Source organism: Niallia sp. FSL W8-0635 (genome assembly GCF_038007965.1).
Taxonomy (GTDB): domain Bacteria; phylum Bacillota; class Bacilli; order Bacillales; family Cytobacillaceae; genus Niallia.
The window spans coordinates 4,371,178-4,395,526 of the sequence record NZ_JBBOYD010000001.1; the positions used below are offsets into that span (position 1 = coordinate 4,371,178).

A 24,349-nucleotide genomic window follows, 5' to 3' on the forward strand; every position below is an offset into this window, starting at 1 on the left:
CCAATCAAACAAATAACAAACACGAAAAAAGTATAGTGGATATTTATAAAAATGCAAAGAATTTTTTTATATTCCATGATAAAAATGTTTAAAACACCAATCTTTACCACATACTAGTGCTATCTATTTAACATTTACTGAAAGCGATAAAAACAGAAGGAAATCAACTAAGGAGGTGTCATGTATTGGAAGTCATTGTAAATAAATTAAAAAACTCTGGAAAGTACTTTCGCCTATTAATCATATTAGGGCTCCTTTTCATGATAACCGCAAGCATCATTTTTATCGGGATTTATGTATATGCTCGCACATTAGGCCCTCCTCCTCTAGCTGTTTCTCAATCTACCATCTATTACTCAGATAATGGCAGTATTATTGGAGAAAGCAGCAATGGGCAAAAAAGATATTGGGTTTCCATTGATGATATTAGTCCTTATTTAGTGGATGCTACTGTTTCCATTGAGGATAAGAATTTTTATTCCCATCATGGATTTGATTATAAACGGATTGGCGGGGCAATTTTAGCTGATATTAAAGCGATGGCGAAAGTACAAGGTGCAAGCACGATTACTCAGCAATATGCCCGAAACTTATTTTTAGAGCATGAAAAGACTTGGACGCGAAAAATCGCAGAAGCCTTTTATACCCTGCGATTAGAAATATTTTATACAAAGGATGAGATTCTAGAAGGCTATATAAATACAATCTACTATGGTCATGGAGCGTATGGAGCAGAGGCAGCTAGCCAATATTACTTTGGAAAAGAATCCTCAGAGCTTACTTTAGCTGAAGCAACCATGCTTGCTGGGATACCAAAAGGACCAAGTCTTTATTCCCCTTTTGCATCTATGGAAAATGCGAAGAAAAGACAAGGTATCATCCTAAATTCATTAATTGAAAATGGCTATATAACAGAAGAGGACAAAAAAATAGCGTTAAATGAAGAGCTCTCTCTCGTAGGGAAGTTTCCAAATGCTAGCATGGAAACAGCACCATATTTTCAAGATGCCGTTAAAAACATTCTTAAAAACCAGCTTCATTTAGATGATAAAACAATTCAATTAGGCGGATTAAGAGTGTACACAACCTTAAATACAGAACAGCAAAAAATTGCAGAGGAAACGATTAACCATACAATAAATAAGGATAGCACTATACAAATAGGCTTTGTTGCAATGGATCCAACTACTGGATATGTTAAAGCACTGGTGGGTGGAAGAGATTATGAAGAAAGCCCATTTAATCGCGCAATCCAAGCGACTCGTCAGCCCGGTTCTACGATAAAGCCTTTATTATATTACGCAGCACTTGAACACGGCTTTACTCCTGTTACTATGATGAGCAGCGAGAAAACAACCTTCCGTTTCGATGATGGAAGTGATCCATATACACCACATAATTTTAATAATAAATATGCAGATGGCAATATTACCATGGCTCAAGCACTCGCTGTTTCTGATAATGTATATGCTGTTAAAACCCATCTATTTTTAGGACAGGATACTTTAGTGAAAACAGGCAAAAGATTCGGCCTTACAACCGATTTGCAGGAGGTACCGTCTCTCGCTCTTGGGACATCCAATGTTCGTGTAATCGATATGGCGAATGCCTATAGTATGTTTGCCAATGGAGGAAATAGTGTTTCCCCTGTTTTTATTACAAAAATTGAAACAAACGACGGGCAAATACTCTATGAAAATAAAGCGAAGAAAGAAAAAGTTTTAGATACAGATTTAACCTTTGTGATGAATCAAATGATGACAGGTATGTTTGACCCTAATCTAAATGGCTATGCCTCTGTAACAGGCAGTACCGTTAAAAACGATATAACGAGAATTTATGCTGGGAAATCTGGTTCAACTGAATCGGACAGCTGGATGATTGGTTATACCCCCCAACTAGTGTCTGCTGTTTGGACTGGTTATGACCAAGGGGAACCCATTACGTTAACTGCTGATAAAACATACGCCAAAAAAGTCTGGGTACAGTTTATGGAACAAAGCCTGAAAGAAGAGCCAATTAAAGGATTTACACCAACCAAAGGAACTGTCGGAGTCTATATAGATCCTAAGAGTGGCAAACTGGCATCAAATGCATGTGAAACGAAAAGAATGATGTACTTTACAAAAGAAACCGTCCCAACAGAATATTGTGCTGATTTACCAAAAGACGATTCCAGCGACAAACCTGCAAATAATGATAAAGGGGCAAAAGAAAAAGTGCCTTGGTATAAACGGATTTTGCCTTGGTAGGAGTGAAGAGTGAAAAAGCATACTACCACCTAATTTTGGTGGAGTATGCTTTTTTATTTGGGGCGGATGGTGAAGCGAGTAGACCCCTATCTGTTACTTTTTGGGTTGTTTTAGTTTTGAAAAGGGCTTTGCGAACCTTCCTCTGTTACCTTTTCTTTCGTTGTCTTTTCCAAACGGGCTTAGAGAGCCTCTCTCTGTTACCTTTCCGCTCGTTTCCTCTTCCGAATGGGCTTAGAGAACTCTCCTCTGTTACCTTTCCGCTCATTTCCTTTTCCGAACGGGCTTAGAGAGCCATCCTCTGTTACCTTTCCGCTCGTTTCCTCTTCCAAACGGGCTTAGAGAGCCTCTCTCTGTTACCTTTCCGCTCATTTCCTTTTCCGAACAGGCTTAGAGAACTCTCCTCTGTTACCTTTCCTCTCGTTCCCTCTTCCAAACGGGCTTAGAGAGCCTCTCTCTGTTATCTTTCCACTCGTTCCCTCTTCCGAACGGGCTTAGAGAACCTCTCTCGTTACCTTTCCGCTCTATTCTTATTCCTCCTCCAACCAGACGTCTTCTACATACTTTCTTTTTTGCTGCTTGTTGATTTTCCGATATTCCTTCGATTTAAAAATAATATCAAAGTCATAATCTTCCGGATAAAGCTCTGTTCCTTTTATATACAGCTTCAGTCGCTTGTGGTTAACTGTTCTTTTCTCCTGACGAACCTGTACTACGTATCTTCCTTGTGCGTCCGGTCCTTGGTAAACAATTCCGACTTCATTCGTCTCAGTAAGAATTACATTATCTCCTTGCTCAAAGATGGGCACCTTTGAAGAAGGCAGATCAGCCGTTCTTTTCGTCACTGATGTTCTAGCATATTTATTAATAACAATTTGTTGCTGAAAGTCTGCATCATTTAAATGCTGTCCATGGTGGAAATTCCGATGTGTTTTATACGTTATCTGATGGGCTTTTTCAATGAGCTTAGGATGTAGGCCAAGTTTACTAGCAATTTCAAACGCTTGGCTTCTTCCACTTTGACCTAATAATAGCTTATATGTTGGCCGCAATGTCTCGATATCAAATTCCATCGTTCCATTTAAAAAACCTTCTGTCTGATCCGCAAATTCTTTCATCTCACTATAGTGAGTTGTGGCAAATAATGTTGCCCCTTTTTGATAAAGCTGTTCTAAAATGACAATTGCAAGGGCCATCCCTTCACCTGGATCTGTACCTGATCCTAGCTCATCAAGTAATACAAGGGAGCGATCATTGGTTGTTCTTAAAATATCAATAATATTCACTAGCCTTGAGCTAAAGGTACTTAAATTTTGTTCGATGCTTTGTCCGTCGCCGATATCCACAAATACATGCTGAAAAATCGCTATTTTACTGCCTGCTTTCGCAGGAATCAGTAAGCCCGATTGTGCCATCATTGTTAATAAGCCAATTGTTTTCAATGTTACGGTTTTTCCACCTGTATTCGGCCCAGTAATGACTAAGGCTCGGTGCTCTTCCCCAAACGAGATGGACAAAGGAACAGCTTTCTCACCCAACATTGGATGGCGTGCTTCTTTTAAATAAATCGTATAATCTTCTGTTAGAATAGGGGGATTTGCGTCAATCACTCTACAATATTTTGCTTTAGCAAATAAGACATCATAATAATGCATTGTTTCTATGGCTAAATGAATTGCTTCTTCCTCGTCCAAAAGCTTTTCTGTCAATTCATATAAAATACGTTCCACCTCGTACTCTTCTGCTAGCTTCATTGCATCTATTTCACCTTGCATATCAGATAGTTCGCTCGGTTCGATAAATACTGTTGCTCCAGATGCTGAGGTATCCAGTACACTCCCTTGGATTTTCGTTCGATACTCTCTTTTTACAGAAAGAGTCAGGTGACCACTCCGCTCTGATACAATTTTATCCTGAAGATAGCCCGCATATTTTTTGGATTTCACTAATTGGTTTGCTTTTTCTTTTACTCGTTCTGTCAGGATGGATAGCTGTCTTCTTAAATAGGCTAAATCACTAGAGGCATAGTCATCAACATTCCCATGTCTAATGCATCTTGCTATTTCTTCTGTAAGTTCCCTAACGTCTGGAATGGATTGGACATAAAGAGATACATTGGGAGCTGCGTATCCCTTATCACGCATAAACTGCTTAAGCTTTGTGCAATGGTCCAAAAAGGAAATAACAAACGGAAATTGATCTGCTCGAATATAAATCCCTTTCTTCGCCTGATTAAGATAAAGAGACATTTCATCTAATGTATGAATTGGCACACTACTTGAAATTTGCAATATTTTAACGGCTTCGTCTATTTCTTTTATCGACTGCTCGATTCTTCTTTTATCTTGCATAGGTCGCAGTTTCCCGATTGTTTCTTTCGCTAAATTAGTCTTTGCAAAAGATTCTATTTCCTCTAAAATCTTATAAAATCCTAGTACTTCAAATGTCTGTTGATTCATTTTATTCCCTCCTGTTTTTCTTTAAAATAAAAAAAGCCAGCATGAACAAACGCTCATGCTAGCTTTTTGGGGTAGACCTATCCGCTTTTCTGCGGGATTAGGAAATCCTTTGCAATAAAATAAAAAGCTATGACAAATATGCCATAGCTTCTATCTTCTATTGCTTGCTATGAGGCTTATTCTTAACCTTCCTTGAAATTCGCATGCTAAATAAACCGGTATAATCCCGATTTTTTAACAAAATTCAAGGCCGTATAAAATTAACGGTTAGTTAAGAACACTCACACTCATAAAACAATCTCCTTTAAAAGGGCTTTTTATTTTTACTCCCTTTTAGTTTATCGATTTCTCTTTTTAATTGTCAACATTTTCAAAAAATTAATTTGCTAAATCCTGTTTCAGCTGGTCTACGGAATTATCCCATAATTGCTGATCATGTTTTTTTAAGAAATCAGCAAGCACCTTTTTAGACTTAGCATCCATATGATTGACCATAATATGTCTTTTCATACTCTTATCCATCTTATTCACATGCTCTGGAAGAGACTTATAGCCTCTGCGAATGGAACGGTCTACGGTCATTTCACAAGCTGTCACTCCAGCATAATAAGGACCTTCAAGCTTACGGTCAATCGTTACCCACACTAACCAGTAAGGCTTGCCATTTGGGACTTCTTCTTTCGTTTTCAAAAATTTAATACCACGCTCCACAGCACTTCTTGCATGCATAGCTCCGATATCGACGATTGCTTCTCCTTCTTCTACATCGATAATAACAGGAGAGACATTTTCTAAACTAAGACTGCCAATTCCAAAGCCCTTATGCCCATCCGTTGGATCATTTTTAATAATATTAAAACCAATTGTTTTTTTCTTTTTGTCTTCCAATTTTCATACTCCTTTACAATTTATTCGCTGCTATGTTGTCTGCCCATTGAGGTCAATAAATGCTGGTGTATAAAAAAAACGACTTTTTCCATTCTACGAAAAATATCCAGCTTGTACCATTAAAATAGTAATTGATTAAACAGCTGTAGAAAAAAGACTCTTACAAAATCAATCCAAGGGAATATTGTATAGTTAGATAATCCAGTAACAATCAATACAATAAATAAAATGGATCCATATACCTCATACTTAGACATTTTTGCTCTTACACGAGAGGAAACCAAATCTTCAATAATTCGGTAGCCATCTAGTGGTGGTAGAGGGATTAGATTAAAAGCAAAGAGTAATAAATTCATATAAATAAAAATTTGAAAAAATGGATATAAATCAAAATTGCTGCCTACTGGGACATTAAACTTTATTAATATTGCAATAATAATGAAACCAAGAAAAGCTAGTATTAAGTTACTAACCGGTCCTGCTAATGATACCAATACACCAGCTAGTTTAGGTCGTTTAAAGTAATGACGATTAACCGGAACCGGCTTTGCCCAACCAAACCCCGCAAGCAAAATAAAAATGGCACCAACAAAGTCAATATGGACAATGGGATTTAGTGTCAGTCTTCCTTGCTTTTGCGCTGTTGGATCGCCAAATTTATATGCTACAAAGGCATGTGCAAATTCATGGATGGTAAAACCTATTACAATGGAAATAATAATATAAGGCAAATCCGCCAAATTTTGCGAAAATAACAAATGATTAGCTCCCCTCTATACTCAGGTTTTTCTTTCTAGCATGTTTCCTTTTAAAATTATACATGATAACAAATTGGAAAGGAAAAGTTTCTTTTTTTAAGAAGACAACCAAAACTAATAATTTCATCATTAGAGACTTGCACTTTTCCAAGAAATATGAAAAACTACTATCAAAAACCAAGGAGGATTTATTCGATGCCGTATGTAACTGTTAAGATGTTAGAAGGTAGAACGGAAGATCAAAAGAGAGATTTAGTAGAGAAAGTAACGGAAGCAGTTGTTGAGACAACTGGCGCATCTAAAGAAAAAGTTGTTGTCTTTATTGAGGAAATGCCAAAAAACCACTATGCTGTTGCCGGCAAACGCCTAAGCGATCAATAATAACAGCTAGCCTCATTAGAAAAAGGCCATCCAGAGCAATGAAACAATTGCTTTAGATGACCTTTTTTATTTTAATGAATCGTTTTTTCTTTTAAACTGTCAATATATGCGTAAGCTATCTCTATCTCTTCCTCTGTGTACTTCTGTTTCGCCTTTAAAGTAAAAACTTTTTCCTTAACCTCTTCCTTCGATAAGGTGTCAAAAAATAGAACCGTTGAGACAAGCTCAAGAAATCTGGAATTCTGCCCATTCATATCTTCAAGACAAGGAGATAAGTTAGGCATCTCTACTTCATTAAGAGCAAGAAACTCTTTTCCATTATCCGTTAATGTATAACGATATTGGAAGTAGCCGCCCTTTTTTTCCTTTACTTCATTTAAAAAACCCATATTGCATAACTCTTCTACTCGCAAGGTTAGTTCTTCTGAATAAGGACCGAAAAAGTGAAATTGATATTTTTCGTGAAAAGGAAAATCAAGTTTTTTCGCAATATATATCATTTTTTGTAGTTTTTTTCTTCCAATAATTTCGCCCGAAGCAGCAATTGCATTCATTACTTTGGCATGATCTTTTAACAAATTGGGTCATCTCCTACTCCATTTAATCCTAAGACACACATCTATTGAATATCTAACAATTGACGAATTTGTTTTTTAACTTTCCCTTTAGAACTATCATCCTTCAGTATATCCTTTGGAAAATATAGCTTATGATCAGTTCTTCTTTTTCCAGAAATACTATCGACTATTTCGGATTCTCTGGAAAGCTCTCTTATTTCTCCGTTTTTCATCAAAAGATGAATCGGTAATCGTTCTTCTTCCTCGCCAGGTCGATAAAAATCATATGGAAGATCGGAAGAGGAATCCACAACCAAATAATACTCAGGATCTAATCCCGCTTTTTGAAATAAAACAGATAGCTCCTGAAGCTTCTTATACTCTTTAGCCGGATCAAATTCTACATATTTAAAAAGATTTCGATTCATAAATCTTCTACAAAGATCTTTCAAAATAGTATCATCTTCTTCTTGCCACATTTGAAAATAATAGAGAATAATAGCCTCATCCAATTTCAAGTAGTCTTCTAAGGAGGTCTCTTCTTCAAAGAGTGAATAAAAATGAATTGGGTGATATTTAAAGGAGTAGAACTGCTCGTGTAAATGTTTCGCTCTATGTAGAATCTTCGTCAGTATTACTTCCGCACTTCTAGTTACTGGATGGAAATACACCTGCCAGTACATTTGATAGCGGCTCATAATATAATCTTCTACAGCGTGCATTCCGCTTTTCTTAATAACTGCCTGATCTTCTCTCGGGCGCATTACACGCAAAATTCGCTCCATATCGAAATTCCCGTAGCTAACCCCTGTAAAATAGGCATCTCTTAGTAAATAATCCATGCGATCTGCATCAATTTGACTGGAGATTAAACTAACTACTAGTTTTTCCTTTGAGGTTTTTGCTATTACCTCTGCAACTTTTTTTGGAAAATCCTTCTCCACTCTTGTTAAAACCTTATTTACTTCTGTCTTTCCTAAAATGATTTTACGTGTAAATTCTTCGTGATCTAAATCGAACACTTTTTCAAACGAATGAGAAAAAGGTCCATGTCCTAAATCATGTAAGAGGGCAGCACATAATGAAAGCAATCTTTGATTATTATTCCATTCCTCTCTGCCTTCAAATACATCATCAATGATTCTTCTAACAATTTCATATACTCCTAGAGAGTGATTAAATCTACTATGCTCCGCACCATGAAAAGTAAGATAAGTCGTACCTAGCTGTTTGATTCTTCGCAGACGTTGAAACTCTTTCGTCCCTATTAAATCCCATATCACTCGGTCGCGCACATGAATATAGCGATGTACTGGATCTTTAAATACTTTCTCTTCGTTTAGCTTATCCGTCGAATATGGCATCTTTCTTCACTCTCTTTCGTTCTATTGGCTATTTTTTTCATTCTAGTAATTTAGAGTACACTCCATATTCTAAAGATAGAAAAAGAGGGTTCCGTGTAAGCATTTTAAAAAGGAAAAATAATCTATTTCTCCATAAAATAACTATCTAGTGGAAGCTCCTCTGGTTTTACAAAAAATCATTTTCATTGTTGTTTCATTCGAAGATTTAATATAATGGCTCTTTTCGTAATTTTTGTTGGTAAGTAACCCGCAGACTGAATACACTTCGTTCTCCGTGGGGCAGTTTTGAGCCTCCTCAGCTTCGCCTCCGGGGTCTCACATGTCTCGCTAATCCCACAGGAATCTATGTGTATTTTAGTCTGCTCCGTATTACTTAAAATTTTCTCTCTATTAAAAACAACATTCATTTAGAAAACAGCCAAAATAATAAGACTGATTTCTATTATTTTTTTAACTTCGTATTGATTTTATCCATTAACTCTTCTTCTGTTAGTGCAGCTAGTGGACGATTATTGACAAAAGCAAATGTTTTTTTGCGACCAGGACCGCAATAGGATTGACAGCCTATATCAATTTGTGCATCTGGATCTATTTGCTTTAAACGCGGTATTAACGTTTTTAGATTTACTGCCTGACAATCGTCGCAAACACGAAATTCGTTTGCCATTTGGACAACCCTTTCTATAAATGCTCTCCAATATTACGTGCCGATAATCCATCGACAACATTCTCACTCATTACTATATGGTATTTTACCCCTTCTGAACAAGCAATGCAAGATGCAAAAGATTGTAAAATAGTGACGGTTTTCGTAACAAAAACCATTAACCCCATTACTATTTTTGCCTATTTGTTCGCCATAATTTTTTATTAACTATTTTCCTTCTCTATATTAATTAGTCAATATGCGTTATAATTTTCTCTTGAATATAGGGAGGTTATGAAATGAATAAAAGTAGGATATTAGTAATGTGCAGCATTGTACTTGCAATGCTTATTGCCTCTATTGATACGACCATAATGAATACAACCATGCCTATTATTGCAGAAGAGCTTGGCGGGACGGAATTATATGCCTGGTCATTTGCTGCTTATATGATAGCAAGTACGATACTCTCACCAATTGCTGGCAGACTTTCTGATCTTTTCGGCAGAAAAAAACTGTTTGCTTTTGGTATTATTGTCTTTTTAATCGGCTCACTCTTATGTGGTATCGCAGCGACCATGCCTCAATTAGTCATTTTTAGAGCATTACAAGGGATGGGCGCCGGGTTCATGATGCCATTTCCTGCTATCATTGCTGGAGACCTTTTTTCTATTGAAAAAAGAGGGAAAATCCAAGCATTATTTACTGGAATGTGGGCTTTATCAGCGGTATTAGCACCTACACTCGGTTCTCTTTTCGTAGAGTTTATGAGTTGGAGATGGATTTTTTATATAAATTTACCAGTATGCATTATTGCCCTACTAACCTTGATTCCATATAAAGAAATCTATCAGCCTAAAAAGGCACAAGTAGATTATATTGGAGCGGCACTGTTTGGAATCGGAATAACTTGTGTATTACTAGTTACCGTACTAGAAAGTTATCTTTCTATTTTCGCCATAGTCGGTGTACTTCTATTAATCACGTTTTATTTCTTTGAAAAAAGACAATCTTCTCCTATCGTGCCTTTATCTATTTTTAAAAATAAAACCATCACTTGGATTTTTCTTAATGGGTTTGTTGGTACACTAGCTTTATTTGGAACATCAAGCTATATCCCTTTATTCCTACAAAATCAAGCTGGGCTTTCTGTTTTATGGAGTGGGGTTTCTCTCCTTGGTATGTCTGTTGGGTGGATGGCCATGTCGGTTCCAGCTGGAAAATGGATATTAAAATATGGCTATCGCATTCTATTAATAATCGGAAATACACTACTTTTGCTTTCAGGCATTTTATTAGTATTATTAAATGAATCAAATGGCTTTTGGTACGTATTTATTCTTATGATTGTCCAAGGACTAGCTTTCGGTTTACTAAGTACAGTTGGTGTTATCGGTTCCCAAGCACTAGTTGGAAACCACGAAAAGGGAATTTCCACTTCCTTCTTTATGTTCTGCCGAAACATGGGAACGGCAATTGGTGTAACCATTATGGGATCCTTACTAAATAGCGGTACAACCTTTATGGAGGGCATCCACCATCTCTTCCTATTTGGATTTATTGTAAGTATTTTTGCCTTTATTTCTGCCTTCTTCATTCAAAATGGCGGGTCTTTAGTAGAAAAGCGCGCGTGAAGATTTTTCCATTTCATTACCTATCTAAAACAGCCGACTCAGATTGGCTGTTTTTTTTGATCCTCTTTATCCTCTAATTTGTTTCATTCCAAAACTATAAAAAAATCTACTATCCTTGTATTTCTTTTGTATAAACAACTATGTTTCTGGAAAAGATGGAACTAGAAATATTCATTTACCGTGATTAAGTTGGGAGTTGAGTTAAGAATGAAAGTTAGACAAGACGCATGGTCTGAAGAAAATGACCTATTGTTAGCCGAAACTGTTTTAAGACATGTTAGAGAAGGAAGCACACAGTTAAACGCCTTTGAAGAAGTTGGGGATAAATTAAATAGAACGTCAGCAGCCTGTGGATTCCGTTGGAACGCAGTTGTTCGTCATCAATATGAAAAGGCACTTCAGCTTGCTAAAAAACAGCGAAAGCAAAGGCAACGTATTTTAGGAAAAGATCAAGGTGGGAAGAAGAAACTATTATATTCACCACCAGTTCCAAGCGTTGATGATTTGGAAGCACTTACCGTTTCCACTAGTTTAGAATTGGGCTCTATGGAAATGGATACACTGGATACACTGGATACATTAGTTACAACAGAAACATTAGATACAAATGTTACTAGTCCAACAGAAGAAGAGCTTGCAAACTATCAATCAGAAGAAGAACCACCCGTACCAGTATATGAAGAAGAGAAAGTACCTGTCTATTCAGCAGTAAACTATAGCCAACCGGGTACACTAAATTTCGACACCGTTCTTTCCTACTTGCAAAATTTCCGAAATGCCCCAATACAACTGGAAATCTTAAAAAGCGAGAATGAAAGATTAAAACGAGAAATGGCAACAATCAAAAGCCGGAACAAAGAATTAGAAGAGAAACTACATCAAATCGAAAATAACTCAGAAACCATGCAAGAAGATTACGAGACCCTATTAAAAATCATGAACAGAGCCCGAAAACTCGTCGTACTAGAAGAAGACGAGCGCCCAACCAAATTTAAAATGGACAGAAACGGAAACCTCGAAAAAGTCGCAGAGTGATTATAAAGCGGAGGCGCCTGGTTATCAGCGTACAAACTGGAGGGCTTCGACTGAGATAAAGGAAACACGGCGAACGTCAGTGAGTCGATGTTGACTTATCGTAGGGAGGAGACCGAAGTTTGCTAGCTGATAGGCGCCGGAGCTGGATTGATTATAAAGCGGAAAGGGACCGGTTAGCGGCGTGTGGGGTGGAGCGACATTTCCTGAGATATAGGAAACACAGAGAGCGATAGCGATCTGATGTTGACTTATCGTAGGGAAATGTTGTGAAGCCCATCAGCCGCTGGTCCCTTGGAGCTGGATTGATTAGAAAGCGGAGGCGCCTTGCTTATCAGCGTACAAACTGGAGGGCTTCGACTGAGATAAAGGAAACACGGCGAACGTCAGTGAGTCGATGTTGACTTATCGTAGGGAGGAGACCGAAGTTTGCTAGCTGATAGGCGCCGGAGCTGGATTGATTAGAAAGCGGAAAGGGACCGGTTAGCGGCGTGTGGGGTGGAGCGACATTTCCTGAGATAAAGGAAACACAGAGAGCGATAGCGATCTGATGTTGACTTATCGTAGAGAAATGTTGTGAAGCCCATCAGCCGCTGGTCCCTTGGAGCTGGATTAATTAGAAAGCGGCGGCGCCTTGCTTATCAGCGTACAAACTGGAGGGCTTCGACTGAGATAAAGGAAACACGGCGAACGCTAGTGAGTCGATGTTGACTTATCGTAGGGAGGAGACCGAAGTTTGCTAGCTGATAGGCGCCGGAGCTGGATTGATTAGAAAGCGGAAAGGGACCGGTTAGCGGCGTGTGGGGTGGAGCGATATTTCCTGAGATAAAGGAAACACGGTGAACGCTAGTGAACCGATGTTGACTTATCGTAGGGAAATGTTGTGAAGCCCATCAGCCGCTGGTCCCTTGGAGCTGGATTGATTAAAAAGCGGAGGCGCCTTGCTTATCAGCGTACAAACTGGAGGGCTTCGACTGAGATAAAGGAAACACGGCGAACGTCAGTGAGTCGATGTTGACTTATCGTAGGGAGGAGACCGAAGTTTGCTAGCTGATAGGCGCCGGAGCTGGATTGATTAGAAAGCGGCGCCTGGTTATCAGCGTACAAACTGTTTAAAGAGAGAGAAAATAAAAAGTTGGCAACAAATTCTCGATTATAAATAGAGGATAAGGAAAGGGATTTTCTTTACTAAAATTCCCTTCCTTATCCTCTTTTTGATTTTAGCGAAATGCCTGCATGATTTTTTCGTTTCTTTCCACAACTCGATCATAATAGGATTCAAATAGCGAAAGCTCTTCTCCCTGCAATTGATCTGCAAATAAAAATTCAGCATGATCCTTTAAAGCGAGTAGCAATTTAGTCATCACTTGATCGACCGTTAACGATACTCCTAGCAATTCTGCTAAAGATGCCATTACTTCAGGATTTATTTCTGGATATTCAAACTTTGTCGTCTCTCCGCGCAAACCAGAAGAATAGAATTCCTTGATGATTCCTGCTCTTTCCTGTCCACTTCCATTTACACAAAGATAAATTTGAACAGCAACTCCACTTCTTAAGCGTCTCTGCGAAATTCCAGCAAATTTTTTCCCATCTATGCTTAAGTCATAGCTTCCTGGACAATAGGAACCAACAATTTCCCTTGCTTCTATGCGTTTGCCATAATCCTGAAACATATATTTAATCAATTCGAACATCGTTTCATAGCCACTGTTAATATCAATTCGTTTCTCCTGCTCTGGAAGAATAAGAGATATGTTTAACACGTCTTTATCTAAAACGACAGCAAGACCACCTGAATTACGAACAATATATTGATAACCCTGTTCTTTTAAAAATGCTAACGCATCTTTTAAATGAGGTAGCCTCGTATCCTGGATTCCTAATACAATCGTTCGGTCATGTACCCATGTTCTTGCCGTAGCAGGTACAATCCCGCTTCCAACAGAAGAACATAAAGTATCATCCATTCCGAAAGAATGCAGCGCTGATACATGTAAACCTGTTGTAGACTGATCAATGATTCTCCATTTATCCTGTTTTAACAAACTAGTATTGCCGACCATCACTTAGCTCCTTCTGTTTTAACAACCATCTATCCTATTTTTAAAAGATATAGTCTTCTTTATTCATTCACAATGATTTATTATAACGAAATTGGAGGTATTTCAAAAGATATCTTCTCGTTTTTGTTGGCAATTTTCGTATTCCTTCATCTTTTTTAGAAGAAAGCTCTGTTATTTTTTATTTTCTTTAGTTATGAAAAAAACATAGGCGGAGAAGTTCCGGCTAATGCATATAGAGCGAGCATAATCAGCAGATATAAGCGGAGATATTCCGAATAACTGCTCTAAATAAGACAAAATTCAATGATTTGGAGAAGTTAAACGGAAAAATGCCTTTTATTTTTAAGGAAATATGGATTTTTTCCCATTTTAACGGAGTTTTTCCGTTTATTTCTCAAGAATAGTACAAACAAATTCAGTTATAACAAAACCTAGACTTTTATTTAATCTGGCACAGGCGTTACCCAAACTTTGTATATAAAAACATTGTCTAATACCTTTTTTTCGGTATGTACAACGAAGTAAGGAACGGAGCCTAAGAAAAAAGAAAGAGCATAAGCTATTTTATAATCAGGCGTTATGTATCCATCAATCGTTCTTCCATAAATCTCATTAGCTATTGAATCTGCCCACACTTCTGATTCCCATAATGATTCAAATACAACGTCTTCCCTTTTCCATCTTATTTCCATAAACTTTATAATCCCCTTCATTGATTTCCTTATGATTCTCAATTGATAGGTAATGTTTATTTTAAATAATACCAGCTTTTAAAAGCATTGTTACTACTCTTTATTGATTATTCTTTTTTTAAAATTTTGTAAAGATTTTTCTGTATAAGGGGTAAGATAGATGTCTTAACACGGAAAAACTCAAAAAGGACGCCTCCCTAGCTTAAGGAGACGCCCTTCTTTTTAAAAATTATTTCGTTAAGCTTTGACCTGCTGTAATTAATGCTAATTTATACACATCTTCTTCGTTACAACCACGAGAAAGATCGTTTACTGGAGCATTTAATCCTTGAAGGATTGGGCCAACTGCTTCAAAGTTACCTAGTCTTTGTGCAATTTTATAGCCAATATTTCCAGCTTCTAAGCTTGGGAATACAAATACATTTGCATCACCTTGAATTGGAGAATCTGGCGCTTTTTGTTTTGCAACAGATGGAACAAATGCAGCATCAAATTGGAATTCACCATCAATAACTAATAATGGATCTTTTAATTTAGCTTCTGCTAATGCACCTTCTACCTTTTCTGTTTCTGGTGATTTTGCAGAACCTTTTGTGGAGAAGCTTAACATTGCAACACGTGGGTCAATGTCAAACATTCTAGCTGTTTTCGCACTTTCCACAGCGATTTCTGCAAGATCTTGGCTGTCTGGAGTAATGTTGATTGCACAATCAGCAAATACATATTTCTCGTCTTCACGAACCATGATGAATACACCAGAAGTCTTTTTCACACCTTGCTTTGTTTTGATGATTTGTAAAGCTGGGCGTACAGTATCAGCTGTTGAATGAATCGCACCACTTACTAAACCATCTGCTTGGTTAGCATATACAAGCATTGTTCCAAAATAGTTTTCATCTAAAAGGATTTTACGAGCATCTTCTTCTGTTACTTTTCCTTTACGTCTTTCAACAAAAGAAGCTACTAGTGCATCAAATTGAGCATATTTCTTTGGATCGTAAATTTCAGCATTTTCTAAAGAAACACCAAGATTTTTTGCTTTTGCTTGTACTTCTTCTATGTCACCGATTAAGATAGGCATTAAAATTTTATCTTCTGCTAAACGACCAGCAGCTTTCAAAATTCTTTCATCTAGTGCTTCTGGGAAAACGATTCTTACGTTTTGACCAGTTACTTTTTCTTTTAAACCTGTAAATAAATCACTCATTAAATTTCTTCCTCCTTTTTATGTACACTTAATAGGATACTCTACCATGATAAAATTTCAAGGAATATTCCTTACTTTCTTCTATTTTTATCCCGTAAAAGCACGATTCGTTTTTTCTACTAATCAATAAAAGATGAGCGAAGAATAGGAACGAAAGCCCTCTTCATACAATCTGATATTTCCCTATATTTATCTTCCTTATACTTTTTTCTATTATTTCAAACTACTTTTTCGCTAAGTCACAATTTGTTCACAATTATCTCAAGGTTTATTCCGTTTGTATATGGAGAAACTATGATATAGTTATTTTGTATTTAACGTTATAAATAGGAGTGAACATATACATGAGTGAAGCGGCAAAAACTTTAGATGGCTGGTATTGTCTTCATGATTTCCGAACTGTAGATTGGACAACTTGGAAAATGTTACCTAGCGAAGAAAGACAAGCAGCAATCAATGAATTTCTAGGACTTTTGGAAAAATGGAACGTTGTTCAAGAAAATAATAGCGGCAGCCATGCCCTGTATACGATTGTTGGACAAAAGGCAGACTTCATGATGATGATTCTTCGCCCTACTATGGAAGAATTACAACAACTAGAAACAGAGTTTAATAAAACAAAGTTAGCGGAATTTACTATTCCAGCTCATTCCTATGTGTCTGTTGTGGAATTAAGTAATTATCTGCCTTCTGATTCAGATAAAGACCCATACGAAAATCCATATGTAAAATCAAGACTATATCCAATCCTTCCGACATCCAATTATGTATGCTTCTATCCAATGGATAAGCGTCGCCAAGGAGAAGACAACTGGTATATGCTTCCTATGGAAAACCGTAAAGATTTAATGCGTAGCCATGGGATGATTGGTAGACAATATGCTGGGAAAGTAAAACAGATTATTACAGGATCTGTCGGCTTTGATGATTATGAATGGGGAGTAACATTATTCTCTGATGATGTTCTTCAGTTCAAAAAATTAGTATATGAAATGCGTTTTGATGAAGTAAGCGCTCGTTATGGTGAGTTTGGCTCTTTCTTTGTAGGAACTCTTCTTAAACAAGAGGCAATTACAGAATATCTACATGTGAACGAATAAATGGAGAAGTTCTCTAAAGAAGCTAACCGTGAGATATGATTATATCGCTGGCGGATCAGAAAGCTTTTTAGAGAACGCTCTTTTTTTTGCATGTTAAAATTATTGTGTTTGCTTATCATGATGCAGATGGGTTATACACTGCAAGGTCCCTTACCTTTTTATAAAAATCGGTAGCCACCCAATTAAGTCGCCTTCTATCAACTACAGAATGTTTAGTTTAGCCTAGTCCTACACTTCTAAAAAACTCCTTCTTTTTAAACTCTTCCAGATTAATTCTAACTCCTTGTCATATCTTATTCTTTTTCCTCATAGGATGAAATAGTGAGCGATGACCTATGAATGAAATAACATTCACCGTCTACTTCTTATTTCTATATTTTATGGTCAACTTCGAAATGATGGTAGTATGTTGTGAAGATTGGATAGAAGAATATGGAGGGATGAAAATGAGTCAGTCTAATTTTGGGAACTATGGTTATCCACAGGGATATGGGACTTATCCCGGACAAATTCCTACGTATGGTAATCAACAAATGTATCAGCCACAAGCACCGATTCAACAAGGGGTACCTACACCAGCGCCTGCACCTACGCCTACGCCAAGTGCAACACCTACTACACTCCCAGGACAGCTGCCACTTGAAGCGTCTTATATCGAGAATATTTTACGCCTGAATAAAGGAAAAATCGCAACGGTATATGCGACATTCGAGAACAACAGAGAATGGAATTCCAAAATCTTTAAAGGCATTATTGAAGCAGCAGGGCGAGACCATCTTATCTTAAGTGATCCACAAACAGGTACTCGCTATTTAATTCCAATGCTATATATTGATTACGTTACGTTTGATGAAGAAATTGAGTATGAATATCCATATGGCGTTGCGGCACCAAATCTAACTACATATCCGCCTAGATAATTCAAAACGCCTAATGGTTTAAAAACTTTATATTTTTCAGTGCATCACTTATTAGTGGTGTGCTTTTTTGTTTTATTCAGCTTCTATAATCGTATAAAAAGAGACTTCATAAAGTCCCTTTTTATGCGATATACAATCTATTCAGCTATTTTGTGCTTCACCAAAAAACAAGCTGTTATCCATGCAGTAATAGGAATGACCAGTGTAACACCCGTTCCTGCACTAAGTATGGTAATCATTTCTGCACTGAATATTTTGGAATTGATAATTTCTCCTATGGAGTAGGATAAATCTTTAAACCAAATGAGCAATGCAATGTAGCCTCCAAAGAATGCGAAAAACAATGTATTGGTGCTTGTTCCTAAAATATCTTTTCCAATACTTAATCCAGACTTATATAATTCTTTTCTACTAATATGTGGATTGTGAAAATGGATTTCGCGCATTGGCGATGAAATAGCCATGGCTGTGTCAGTAATCGCGCCGATTGTACTCATGATAATTACAGAGGTTCCAATTTTAATAAAATCAACACCGATATTAAGGGAAAACATGCTAAGTTCCTCTAATTCCTCGACCCCGAATCCCTGAACCATTGCTTTATTTGACAGGTAGAGAATAAACAAGAGCAGAAGAATAATCGTAATCATGGTTGATAGGAATGCTGTTTTTGTTTTGATATTCACTCCATTAATATAAAATAAGTTGATGCAACTAATTACTATACTGGCAAATAAGGTTAAGATAATCGGATTTATGTTTGGATTCGTCATAAAAACCGTAATAATAATAACGACACTGAAGTTAAAGAATAACGCAAAAAACGAACTTACTCCCTTTTGTCCGCCTATTATGCTCATGAGGATAAATAAAATAATACCTAGCACCACTAATACATTCATCCGCTTGCCCTCTTTCTGTTAACGAAGAAAATAGTTATATATAAACCTATCGGAATTGTTAACACAATTCCTATACCACCGGCTAGTGCCCGAGCCAATTCTAATGATAGGTTCATGGAGAGAGTAAAACCTAATGGCGAGGTATTTTTAAAATAAAGGATAAGCATTGGAATAGTTCCACTTATATAGGCAAAGAGCAAAATATTCGTCATGGTCCCCATTATATCTTTTCCAATTTCTCTACCTGATGTTATTAAAGCTTTAACCGATATATTGTTATTTTTTTCATACAATCCAAATATAGAAGAAGACATCGTAATAGCTACGTCCATAACAGCTCCAAGTGAACCTAGAAATAATCCTGCCAGAAATACCAATTTATAAGGACGAGTGATAAATTGTAGCTCCTCATAGCGAAGACCTTTTTCTGAAGTTAGCCATAAAACAAAGTAAGTAATCGCCAGAGAAATAAAAGTGCCTAATAAGGTTGCTATAATCGCTGCATATGTTTTTTCATTTCTTCCGCTTACGAGTATTAGGGAAATAATAGTAAATATAATAACGCTTATACTGCAAATTATTAGGAGACTCTTCTCTGAATTGTTCACATATATATCCAACGCAATAGAAAGGATAATGGCGTTAATCACCAAACTAAACAGAGAAAACAGTCCTTGTTTTTTTCCTACAAATAGCAAGGAAAAAATAAAAACCCATGTAATCATCAACAAATACTTATCCCTTTTTACATCGTGAACACTTCCTTTGAGATAACCATTCTCTCCTAGTGTGGAGTCGATATGAACAAATAACTCGTTTCCTACATGATATTCATCATTATTGGCCTTCGAGGAAGTAAATTCATTTATTAAATATATTTTGTTGCCTTTTTCCTCCCCATTTTTTATCTCGCCAATAATCTGCTGGGTAAATAAATGATCCTTATTATTAAAATGATCCTTTATTTCGGCTTGGTCTAGTAGTTCTGTTTTTACTACTTCCACTATAGGTCTATCATAAAAGGAGTAGTTGTTATGAACAAAAATAATAGAGCCTATAAAGATAAGTAAAACGCCACTAATAAAGCATTTCATTTTCTTGCTCATTTCCGTTAATAGTTTCATCATTTGTTTCAAAAGCACCTCCTACAAAAATTTAGTTATGAGTAAGAAAAAAGGATAGGTAAGAACATTTTAACTTCTGCTCTCCTATCCTTTTATAGGCTGTTTTCGTAGAGTTTGTTGCTGCGACCTACAGCCTGAATACACTTCGCTTTCCATGGGGCGAGCCGTGAAGCTGCTCAGTATTCCTAATTAATTTATTTTTCCTATTAAAAAAGCAACACTCTTTCAAAAAACAACCTTTATATAATCCTGTTACATCCACTTCCACGCAGCGATTATAACTAATAGCCATGCTGTCAAAAATGCTACGCCGCCTAATGGTGTAATAGCTCCTAGTACTTTAATCTGGGTAACTGCCAATATGTATAAGCTTCCTGCAAATAGAATAATACCGATAAACATTAGCCACCCTGCCCAGTTTAATAAGCTACTTTCTGGAAACTTCCCTAGAAGCAAACCAATTAGAATTAAGCCGGTACTATGGAACATTTGATAGGTTACCCCTGTTTTCCATGTTTCCAAGTATTTATCAGGAATTTTTCCTTCTAGACCATGTGCACCAAATGCCCCTAAACCAACGGACAATAATGCATTAATCGCTCCAATAATGATAAAAGCTTTCATTTTTATCTCCTTTTTTATAAATTATTGATTTTATAATATGTGTGGTTTATGGATTGTAGAGACAAATACTAGATTTCGTATGAAGGAATCACTCTTCTCACTAAAAAAGTATTCCTCCACCTATGAAAACAATCCTATCTAAAAATCAAATAAGGAATCGCCATTTCCTTCGTCCATCTTTATTTTATTTGTTTGTGTCTGTATCGTTTGTTTTGGAATGGTTAATGGTTCTTGCATTGCTTGGAAGGATGGCTGCTGAACGGGCTGCTGGTAGGTTACACTTTCTTTTCCCTCTTGTTCTAGTACTAATTCACATAAGGACTTAATAGCGTAAACTCTTTCTCTTATTCTTGCATCCGTGTTACTTGTTTTTGCTTCTACTAGCTGATCCTCTATCTTTGCTAATAATTGCTGTACAGATATATTCATTTCATCCCTCCTTTTGCCTGGAAACGAAGGCATTCTTGTCCAGATGCTCTTTTTACTTCAACGGATGGCATCGTTCTTCCTTTAAATTGGAACGCCTTACATCCTTTAGGGAACTGACTATCCCATGTAACATAGTAGAATTTACATTTATAACAATTTACCTTATTCTTGTCCATTTCGTACCCTTCCCAATCTTTTGAAGGAAAACACACTATGAGCAGTGAATTCATATATCTAATAGAAATCACTGCTCTTTGTACATTTCCTTTATTATATTATTCTTTTTCTAAAAAATCATCTATGCACCAATTGATAGGAGTATCCCCTCTATTTTCAAGCATTCTATTAATGGTAGAAAACGGTCTGCTTCCTAAAAAACCTCGGTGAGCTGAAAGGGGGCTCGGATGAGTAGATAAAATAATGCCATGCTTTTCTTGGTTAATGAATGCAAGCTTCTTTTGGGCAGGATTGCCCCATAATACAAAAATAACTGGCTTATCTCTATCGTTCAGCATTTTTATCACTTTATCAGTAAATACTTCCCACCCTTTTCCACGATGGGAATTCGCTTGTCCAGCGCGAACCGTTAAAACCGTATTTAGTAATAGGACCCCTTGGTCTGCCCAGCTTTTTAAATAGCCATGATTTGGAATAGGACAGCCCAAATCATCATGTAGCTCCTTATAAATATTTTTTAAGGATGGGGGTATTTTCACTTCTGGCTTAACAGAGAAGCTTAATCCATGTGCTTGATTCGGACCATGATAGGGATCCTGTCCTAAAATGACTACTTTCACTTCGTCATAAGGTGTGAACGATAAACTATTAAAGATATCTTCCCGTTTTGGATAAATAGTAGATTCTCTATATTCCATTTCTAAGAATGCTTCTAATTGGATAAAGTAATCCTTTTGGCGCTCCATTTCTACTAACTGTTCCCATGATGCAGCCATCCCTTTTCCCTCCTTCATTCCTCTTCAAAGCTTACTTGAACAGAATATCCTAGTCTTCCATAGAATTCCTTCAATGTTTTTTCAGCATTTTCCTCTGCTTTAACTAAAATCCCTTGTTCGATTGCCTCTTCCTTCATGATTTCCTTTGCTTCATCCATTAAGCTATAAGCCTCTTCCCATTTCACGTCTCCTCTAAAAATACCAGAAACGGAATAAGTCTCTACTTCATCAAAATTAATAGAAGGCTCTTGTAGGAAATCTGCTTTTGGCAATAGAATGCGCATGCTTTTCTCTTCTTCGTTTAGTTCAAATTGATCTTCTGTTATCGCAGATAAATCCACTCCAGCTGTCAATGTACCAGGTACAACCAACAATATTTTTCGCTTTGTACCTGGGATATTTGTTTCAATTCCTTTTCCAAAAATCTCATTGTCTTCTTTTTCTAAGATTGTTTTTACAAAGGCTTGAGAAGTGGCTAATGTGGATAGATCCTTCATTTGTTCTAGATAAGCACCTGTTCTTACAACTGGCTCTTTTGGAAAAGCAATTTTCCACAGTCCAACTATCCCGACTATTAAAAGTACGACTATAATACTTAAAAATAGCATGATTTTTTTATTTAGCCGATTCTTTACTCTATATAAACCAAATTTGGGAAAACGAATCCCTCTTGTGTTATTTATCTCCATTGTTGCACTTGCTTGTTCCTTTTTCCCTGCTCTTAGTTCTCGATTAATTTGTTCCTTTTCTCTTTTGTTTACCATTCGACCCCTCCTGTTTCTATTATTCTCTTCTTTTATTATATAAGGAAATTTGTCGATTGTGGGGATATTTATCTATGTACAATTTCCCAAATGTCGAAAGATGAAAATATTACCAACAGATTAGGTGTTTCATCTTGTTTAAAGGAGGCTATATACAAAACATAGATAAATTCCACTATAATAGGAGGTTATCACTATGTATAAAGTTGAAATAGTAGAAAATGGTGTACAAGCAACCAATATTATTAATGCATTAGAAAACCAAGGCTACAAAAAGGAGAATATTTATATTTTCGCACATGATAAAGACCGCTCAGAAGATTTAACAAATGCGACGGAAACAGGAAATGTATCCATGAAGGAACAAGGGTTACTTGATTCCATCAGCAATGTTTTCCGAAAAAGAGGCGACGAATTGCGTTCCAAAATGCAATCAGTCGGATTAACCGAAGCAGAAGCATCTAAATACGAGGAAGTTTTAGATACAGGTAAACTAGTTATTGTTGGTTCGCTCGAACAACTCCAATAATAAGAAAAATCCCGCGTTGCATTCCAACGCGGGATTTTTCTATCTAACCTAGTAATTGATCATATAGCGTTTTTGCATATACCATATCATTTGTTTCATGTATTAACGCTCTTCCGTCCTTAAAAAACACTACCCTGTTACTTTCTAACTGAACAGATAGTAGAAAGGGATTTTGTTTCACTGCATATCCTTTCTTTTGAAAACTTTCTGCAAGCTGTTGAAAAGGGATAGCTTTAGGATTAGAAGGACGAATCTGTACCGTTTCTCTTCCGCATAAAACAGCTACCTTTGTTTGATTTTCTTTTTCTAAAAAGGGATAGGTCCGATTTTCTCCACACGTAGGACAATCTACTCTCTTTGCACGATTAACTTTTATGTTTTGGTATTCATTTTCCCATAAATCAAAGGTCAAAAAAGTTCCACGTAATGCACTCTTGTCTCCGATTAACAGCTTTAGTGCTTCGGTTACTTGATGAGTTACCACTAGTTGAACGGCAGGGGCAATGATTCCTACCGTATCGCAAGTCATCCCTGTCATAGGCATTGTTTTTAATAGACAATGTAAGCAAGGGGTTTCTTCTGGTATGATTGTGTAGCTCATTCCTGAGCTCCCAACACAAGCGCCATAAATCCAAGGAATATCATGCTTCACAGCTAGATCATTTAGGATCATTCTTATCTCCATATTATCTGTAGCATCCATTATTAAATCCGCTTTTTCAGCTAGCTTTTCCAATAAATCTACCGTCGCTTCCCCAACAATCCCTTGAACATAGCATTCTTTATTAATTTCCTTTAATCTTCTTTCAGCAGCAATCGCTTTCGGCATACGTTCCTTCGCGTCGTCTTCTGTATACAATTGCTGGCGCTGTAAATTGCTTTTTTCCACATAGTCTCGATCTATAATAGTAAGACTCCCAATCCCACTTCTACATAGCATCTCTGCAAGAGACGAGCCTAAAGCTCCTGCCCCGATTATTAATACATGCTTTGCTCCTATTACTTTCTGTCCTTCCGCTCCAATAGAGGTAAATAACATCTGGCGGGAATACCTACTTTGCTCCACTTCAC

At 36.9% G+C, this 24,349-nt stretch carries 25 protein-coding genes; 7 read left to right on the forward strand and 18 right to left on the reverse strand.

What is annotated here, in order from left to right; translation table 11 throughout:
* Window positions 1-185 precede the first annotated feature (185 nt).
* Window positions 186-2,252: a transglycosylase domain-containing protein gene (locus NYE52_RS20825; RefSeq protein WP_341194825.1), complete on the forward strand. Its 2,067-nt coding sequence runs from the start codon at window positions 186-188 to the stop codon at window positions 2,250-2,252.
* A gap of 527 nt (window positions 2,253-2,779) precedes the next feature.
* Here NYE52_RS20825 and NYE52_RS20830 read toward each other — a convergent pair.
* From NYE52_RS20830 to NYE52_RS20840, 3 genes are all read right to left on the reverse strand, one after another.
* Window positions 2,780-4,708: an endonuclease MutS2 gene (locus NYE52_RS20830; RefSeq protein ID WP_341194826.1), complete on the reverse strand. Its 1,929-nt coding sequence runs from the start codon at window positions 4,706-4,708 to the stop codon at window positions 2,780-2,782.
* 378 nt (window positions 4,709-5,086) lie between these two features.
* The gene (locus NYE52_RS20835; protein ID WP_341194827.1) at window positions 5,087-5,596 is read right to left on the reverse strand and encodes a YwhD family protein; all 510 of its coding nucleotides are present in this window, start codon (window positions 5,594-5,596) and stop codon (window positions 5,087-5,089) included.
* Between the two features lie 119 nt (window positions 5,597-5,715).
* Window positions 5,716-6,354 carry a site-2 protease family protein gene (locus NYE52_RS20840; protein ID WP_341194828.1) on the reverse strand — a complete coding sequence of 213 codons (639 nt, stop codon included), beginning with the start codon at window positions 6,352-6,354 and terminating at the stop codon, window positions 5,716-5,718.
* 156 nt (window positions 6,355-6,510) lie between these two features.
* Here NYE52_RS20840 and NYE52_RS20845 point away from each other — a divergent pair, with 156 nt between their 5' ends.
* Window positions 6,511-6,735, forward strand: coding sequence for a 2-hydroxymuconate tautomerase (locus NYE52_RS20845; RefSeq protein WP_341194829.1), 225 nt, complete (start codon window positions 6,511-6,513; stop codon window positions 6,733-6,735).
* Window positions 6,736-6,806: 71 nt separating this feature from the next.
* Here the strand turns inward: NYE52_RS20845 and NYE52_RS20850 are convergent, their stop codons facing one another.
* From NYE52_RS20850 to NYE52_RS20865, 4 genes are all read right to left on the reverse strand, one after another.
* Window positions 6,807-7,313: a YwgA family protein gene (locus NYE52_RS20850; RefSeq protein ID WP_341194830.1), complete on the reverse strand. Its 507-nt coding sequence runs from the start codon at window positions 7,311-7,313 to the stop codon at window positions 6,807-6,809.
* Window positions 7,314-7,354: 41 nt separating this feature from the next.
* Complete coding sequence (locus NYE52_RS20855; RefSeq protein ID WP_341194831.1) at window positions 7,355-8,656, reverse strand: HD domain-containing protein; 1,302 nt, start codon at window positions 8,654-8,656, stop codon at window positions 7,355-7,357.
* A gap of 442 nt (window positions 8,657-9,098) precedes the next feature.
* Window positions 9,099-9,323 (reverse strand): DUF1450 domain-containing protein, encoded by a 225-nt coding sequence (locus NYE52_RS20860; protein WP_341194832.1) that lies wholly within the window; start codon window positions 9,321-9,323, stop codon window positions 9,099-9,101.
* Window positions 9,324-9,337: 14 nt separating this feature from the next.
* Window positions 9,338-9,490 carry a hypothetical protein gene (locus NYE52_RS20865; protein WP_341194833.1) on the reverse strand — a complete coding sequence of 51 codons (153 nt, stop codon included), beginning with the start codon at window positions 9,488-9,490 and terminating at the stop codon, window positions 9,338-9,340.
* Between the two features lie 111 nt (window positions 9,491-9,601).
* On the opposite strand from NYE52_RS20865, the gene NYE52_RS20870 reads away from it, so the two are divergent.
* Entirely contained in the window at window positions 9,602-10,936 is a 1,335-nt protein-coding gene (locus NYE52_RS20870; protein ID WP_341194834.1) for an MFS transporter, read from the forward strand.
* Between the two features lie 207 nt (window positions 10,937-11,143).
* Window positions 11,144-11,971 carry an RsfA family transcriptional regulator gene (locus tag NYE52_RS20875; protein ID WP_341194835.1) on the forward strand — a complete coding sequence of 276 codons (828 nt, stop codon included), beginning with the start codon at window positions 11,144-11,146 and terminating at the stop codon, window positions 11,969-11,971.
* A gap of 1,217 nt (window positions 11,972-13,188) precedes the next feature.
* Here the strand turns inward: NYE52_RS20875 and NYE52_RS20880 are convergent.
* The 3 genes from NYE52_RS20880 to pta all read right to left on the reverse strand — a co-directional run bounded on the left by NYE52_RS20880 (window position 13,189) and on the right by pta (window position 15,933).
* Window positions 13,189-14,034: a lipoate--protein ligase family protein gene (locus NYE52_RS20880; RefSeq protein WP_341194836.1), complete on the reverse strand. Its 846-nt coding sequence runs from the start codon at window positions 14,032-14,034 to the stop codon at window positions 13,189-13,191.
* Window positions 14,035-14,477: 443 nt separating this feature from the next.
* The gene (locus NYE52_RS20885; RefSeq protein ID WP_341195257.1) at window positions 14,478-14,720 is read right to left on the reverse strand and encodes a hypothetical protein; all 243 of its coding nucleotides are present in this window, start codon (window positions 14,718-14,720) and stop codon (window positions 14,478-14,480) included.
* A gap of 235 nt (window positions 14,721-14,955) precedes the next feature.
* Complete coding sequence (gene pta / locus NYE52_RS20890) at window positions 14,956-15,933, reverse strand: phosphate acetyltransferase (RefSeq protein ID WP_341194837.1); 978 nt, start codon at window positions 15,931-15,933, stop codon at window positions 14,956-14,958.
* A 344-nt stretch (window positions 15,934-16,277) separates the two neighbouring features.
* On the opposite strand from pta, the gene hemQ reads away from it, so the two are divergent.
* A complete protein-coding gene (gene hemQ / locus NYE52_RS20895; RefSeq protein WP_341194838.1) occupies window positions 16,278-17,033 on the forward strand; it encodes a hydrogen peroxide-dependent heme synthase in 756 nt (251 codons plus the stop codon).
* A 446-nt stretch (window positions 17,034-17,479) separates the two neighbouring features.
* The gene (gerQ, locus tag NYE52_RS20900) at window positions 17,480-17,953 is read left to right on the forward strand and encodes a spore coat protein GerQ (protein ID WP_341195258.1); all 474 of its coding nucleotides are present in this window, start codon (window positions 17,480-17,482) and stop codon (window positions 17,951-17,953) included.
* Between the two features lie 137 nt (window positions 17,954-18,090).
* On the opposite strand, the gene NYE52_RS20905 is transcribed toward gerQ, so the two are convergent.
* The 7 genes from NYE52_RS20905 to NYE52_RS20935 form a co-directional block, all read right to left on the reverse strand.
* A complete protein-coding gene (locus NYE52_RS20905; RefSeq protein WP_341194839.1) occupies window positions 18,091-18,855 on the reverse strand; it encodes a YibE/F family protein in 765 nt (254 codons plus the stop codon).
* The gene (locus tag NYE52_RS20910) at window positions 18,852-19,991 is read right to left on the reverse strand and encodes a YibE/F family protein (RefSeq protein ID WP_445669128.1); all 1,140 of its coding nucleotides are present in this window, start codon (window positions 19,989-19,991) and stop codon (window positions 18,852-18,854) included. Before NYE52_RS20910 ends, NYE52_RS20905 begins: the two co-directional genes overlap by 4 nt.
* Window positions 19,992-20,231: 240 nt before the next feature.
* Window positions 20,232-20,603, reverse strand: coding sequence for a DUF423 domain-containing protein (locus NYE52_RS20915; RefSeq protein WP_341194840.1), 372 nt, complete (start codon window positions 20,601-20,603; stop codon window positions 20,232-20,234).
* A gap of 138 nt (window positions 20,604-20,741) precedes the next feature.
* Window positions 20,742-21,032, reverse strand: coding sequence for a YwdI family protein (locus tag NYE52_RS20920; RefSeq protein ID WP_341194841.1), 291 nt, complete (start codon window positions 21,030-21,032; stop codon window positions 20,742-20,744).
* The gene (locus NYE52_RS20925; protein ID WP_341194842.1) at window positions 21,029-21,208 is read right to left on the reverse strand and encodes a uracil-DNA glycosylase; all 180 of its coding nucleotides are present in this window, start codon (window positions 21,206-21,208) and stop codon (window positions 21,029-21,031) included. The genes NYE52_RS20920 and NYE52_RS20925 overlap by 4 nt, the downstream gene beginning before the upstream one ends.
* A 99-nt stretch (window positions 21,209-21,307) precedes the next feature.
* Window positions 21,308-21,985, reverse strand: coding sequence for a uracil-DNA glycosylase (locus NYE52_RS20930; RefSeq protein ID WP_341194843.1), 678 nt, complete (start codon window positions 21,983-21,985; stop codon window positions 21,308-21,310).
* Between the two features lie 14 nt (window positions 21,986-21,999).
* On the reverse strand, window positions 22,000-22,749 hold the full coding sequence (locus tag NYE52_RS20935; RefSeq protein ID WP_341194844.1) for a DUF4230 domain-containing protein: 750 nt from the start codon (window positions 22,747-22,749) through the stop codon (window positions 22,000-22,002).
* Window positions 22,750-22,945: 196 nt separating this feature from the next.
* Between NYE52_RS20935 and NYE52_RS20940 the strand changes: the two genes are divergently transcribed.
* Window positions 22,946-23,278, forward strand: a complete 333-nt coding sequence (locus tag NYE52_RS20940) for a general stress protein (protein WP_341194845.1) — start codon at window positions 22,946-22,948, stop codon at window positions 23,276-23,278.
* Window positions 23,279-23,321: 43 nt separating this feature from the next.
* Here the strand turns inward: NYE52_RS20940 and NYE52_RS20945 are convergent, their stop codons facing one another.
* The gene (locus NYE52_RS20945) at window positions 23,322-24,344 is read right to left on the reverse strand and encodes a MoeB/ThiF family adenylyltransferase (RefSeq protein WP_341194846.1); all 1,023 of its coding nucleotides are present in this window, start codon (window positions 24,342-24,344) and stop codon (window positions 23,322-23,324) included.
* Window positions 24,345-24,349: the final 5 nt, after the last annotated feature.

Bases quoted from the DNA above. Each gene is read 5' to 3' on its own strand.
- NYE52_RS20830 (WP_341194826.1), bottom strand. From the start codon at position 4,708: ATGAATCAACAGACATTTGAAGTACTAGGATTTTATAAGATTTTAGAG.
- NYE52_RS20845 (WP_341194829.1), top strand. From the start codon at position 6,511: ATGAAAAACTACTATCAAAAACCAAGGAGGATTTATTCGATGCCGTAT.
- NYE52_RS20855 (WP_341194831.1), bottom strand. From the start codon at position 8,656: ATGCCATATTCGACGGATAAGCTAAACGAAGAGAAAGTATTTAAAGAT.
- NYE52_RS20860 (WP_341194832.1), bottom strand. From the start codon at position 9,323: ATGGCAAACGAATTTCGTGTTTGCGACGATTGTCAGGCAGTAAATCTA.
- NYE52_RS20865 (WP_341194833.1), bottom strand. From the start codon at position 9,490: ATGGGGTTAATGGTTTTTGTTACGAAAACCGTCACTATTTTACAATCT.
- NYE52_RS20870 (WP_341194834.1), top strand. From the start codon at position 9,602: ATGAATAAAAGTAGGATATTAGTAATGTGCAGCATTGTACTTGCAATG.
- NYE52_RS20875 (WP_341194835.1), top strand. From the start codon at position 11,144: ATGAAAGTTAGACAAGACGCATGGTCTGAAGAAAATGACCTATTGTTA.
- NYE52_RS20880 (WP_341194836.1), bottom strand. From the start codon at position 14,034: ATGGTCGGCAATACTAGTTTGTTAAAACAGGATAAATGGAGAATCATT.
- pta (WP_341194837.1), bottom strand. From the start codon at position 15,933: ATGAGTGATTTATTTACAGGTTTAAAAGAAAAAGTAACTGGTCAAAAC.
- hemQ (WP_341194838.1), top strand. From the start codon at position 16,278: ATGAGTGAAGCGGCAAAAACTTTAGATGGCTGGTATTGTCTTCATGAT.
- gerQ (WP_341195258.1), top strand. From the start codon at position 17,480: ATGAGTCAGTCTAATTTTGGGAACTATGGTTATCCACAGGGATATGGG.
- NYE52_RS20905 (WP_341194839.1), bottom strand. From the start codon at position 18,855: ATGAATGTATTAGTGGTGCTAGGTATTATTTTATTTATCCTCATGAGC.
- NYE52_RS20915 (WP_341194840.1), bottom strand. From the start codon at position 20,603: ATGAAAGCTTTTATCATTATTGGAGCGATTAATGCATTATTGTCCGTT.
- NYE52_RS20920 (WP_341194841.1), bottom strand. From the start codon at position 21,032: ATGAATATATCTGTACAGCAATTATTAGCAAAGATAGAGGATCAGCTA.
- NYE52_RS20925 (WP_341194842.1), bottom strand. From the start codon at position 21,208: ATGGACAAGAATAAGGTAAATTGTTATAAATGTAAATTCTACTATGTT.
- NYE52_RS20930 (WP_341194843.1), bottom strand. From the start codon at position 21,985: ATGGCTGCATCATGGGAACAGTTAGTAGAAATGGAGCGCCAAAAGGAT.
- NYE52_RS20935 (WP_341194844.1), bottom strand. From the start codon at position 22,749: ATGGTAAACAAAAGAGAAAAGGAACAAATTAATCGAGAACTAAGAGCA.
- NYE52_RS20940 (WP_341194845.1), top strand. From the start codon at position 22,946: ATGTATAAAGTTGAAATAGTAGAAAATGGTGTACAAGCAACCAATATT.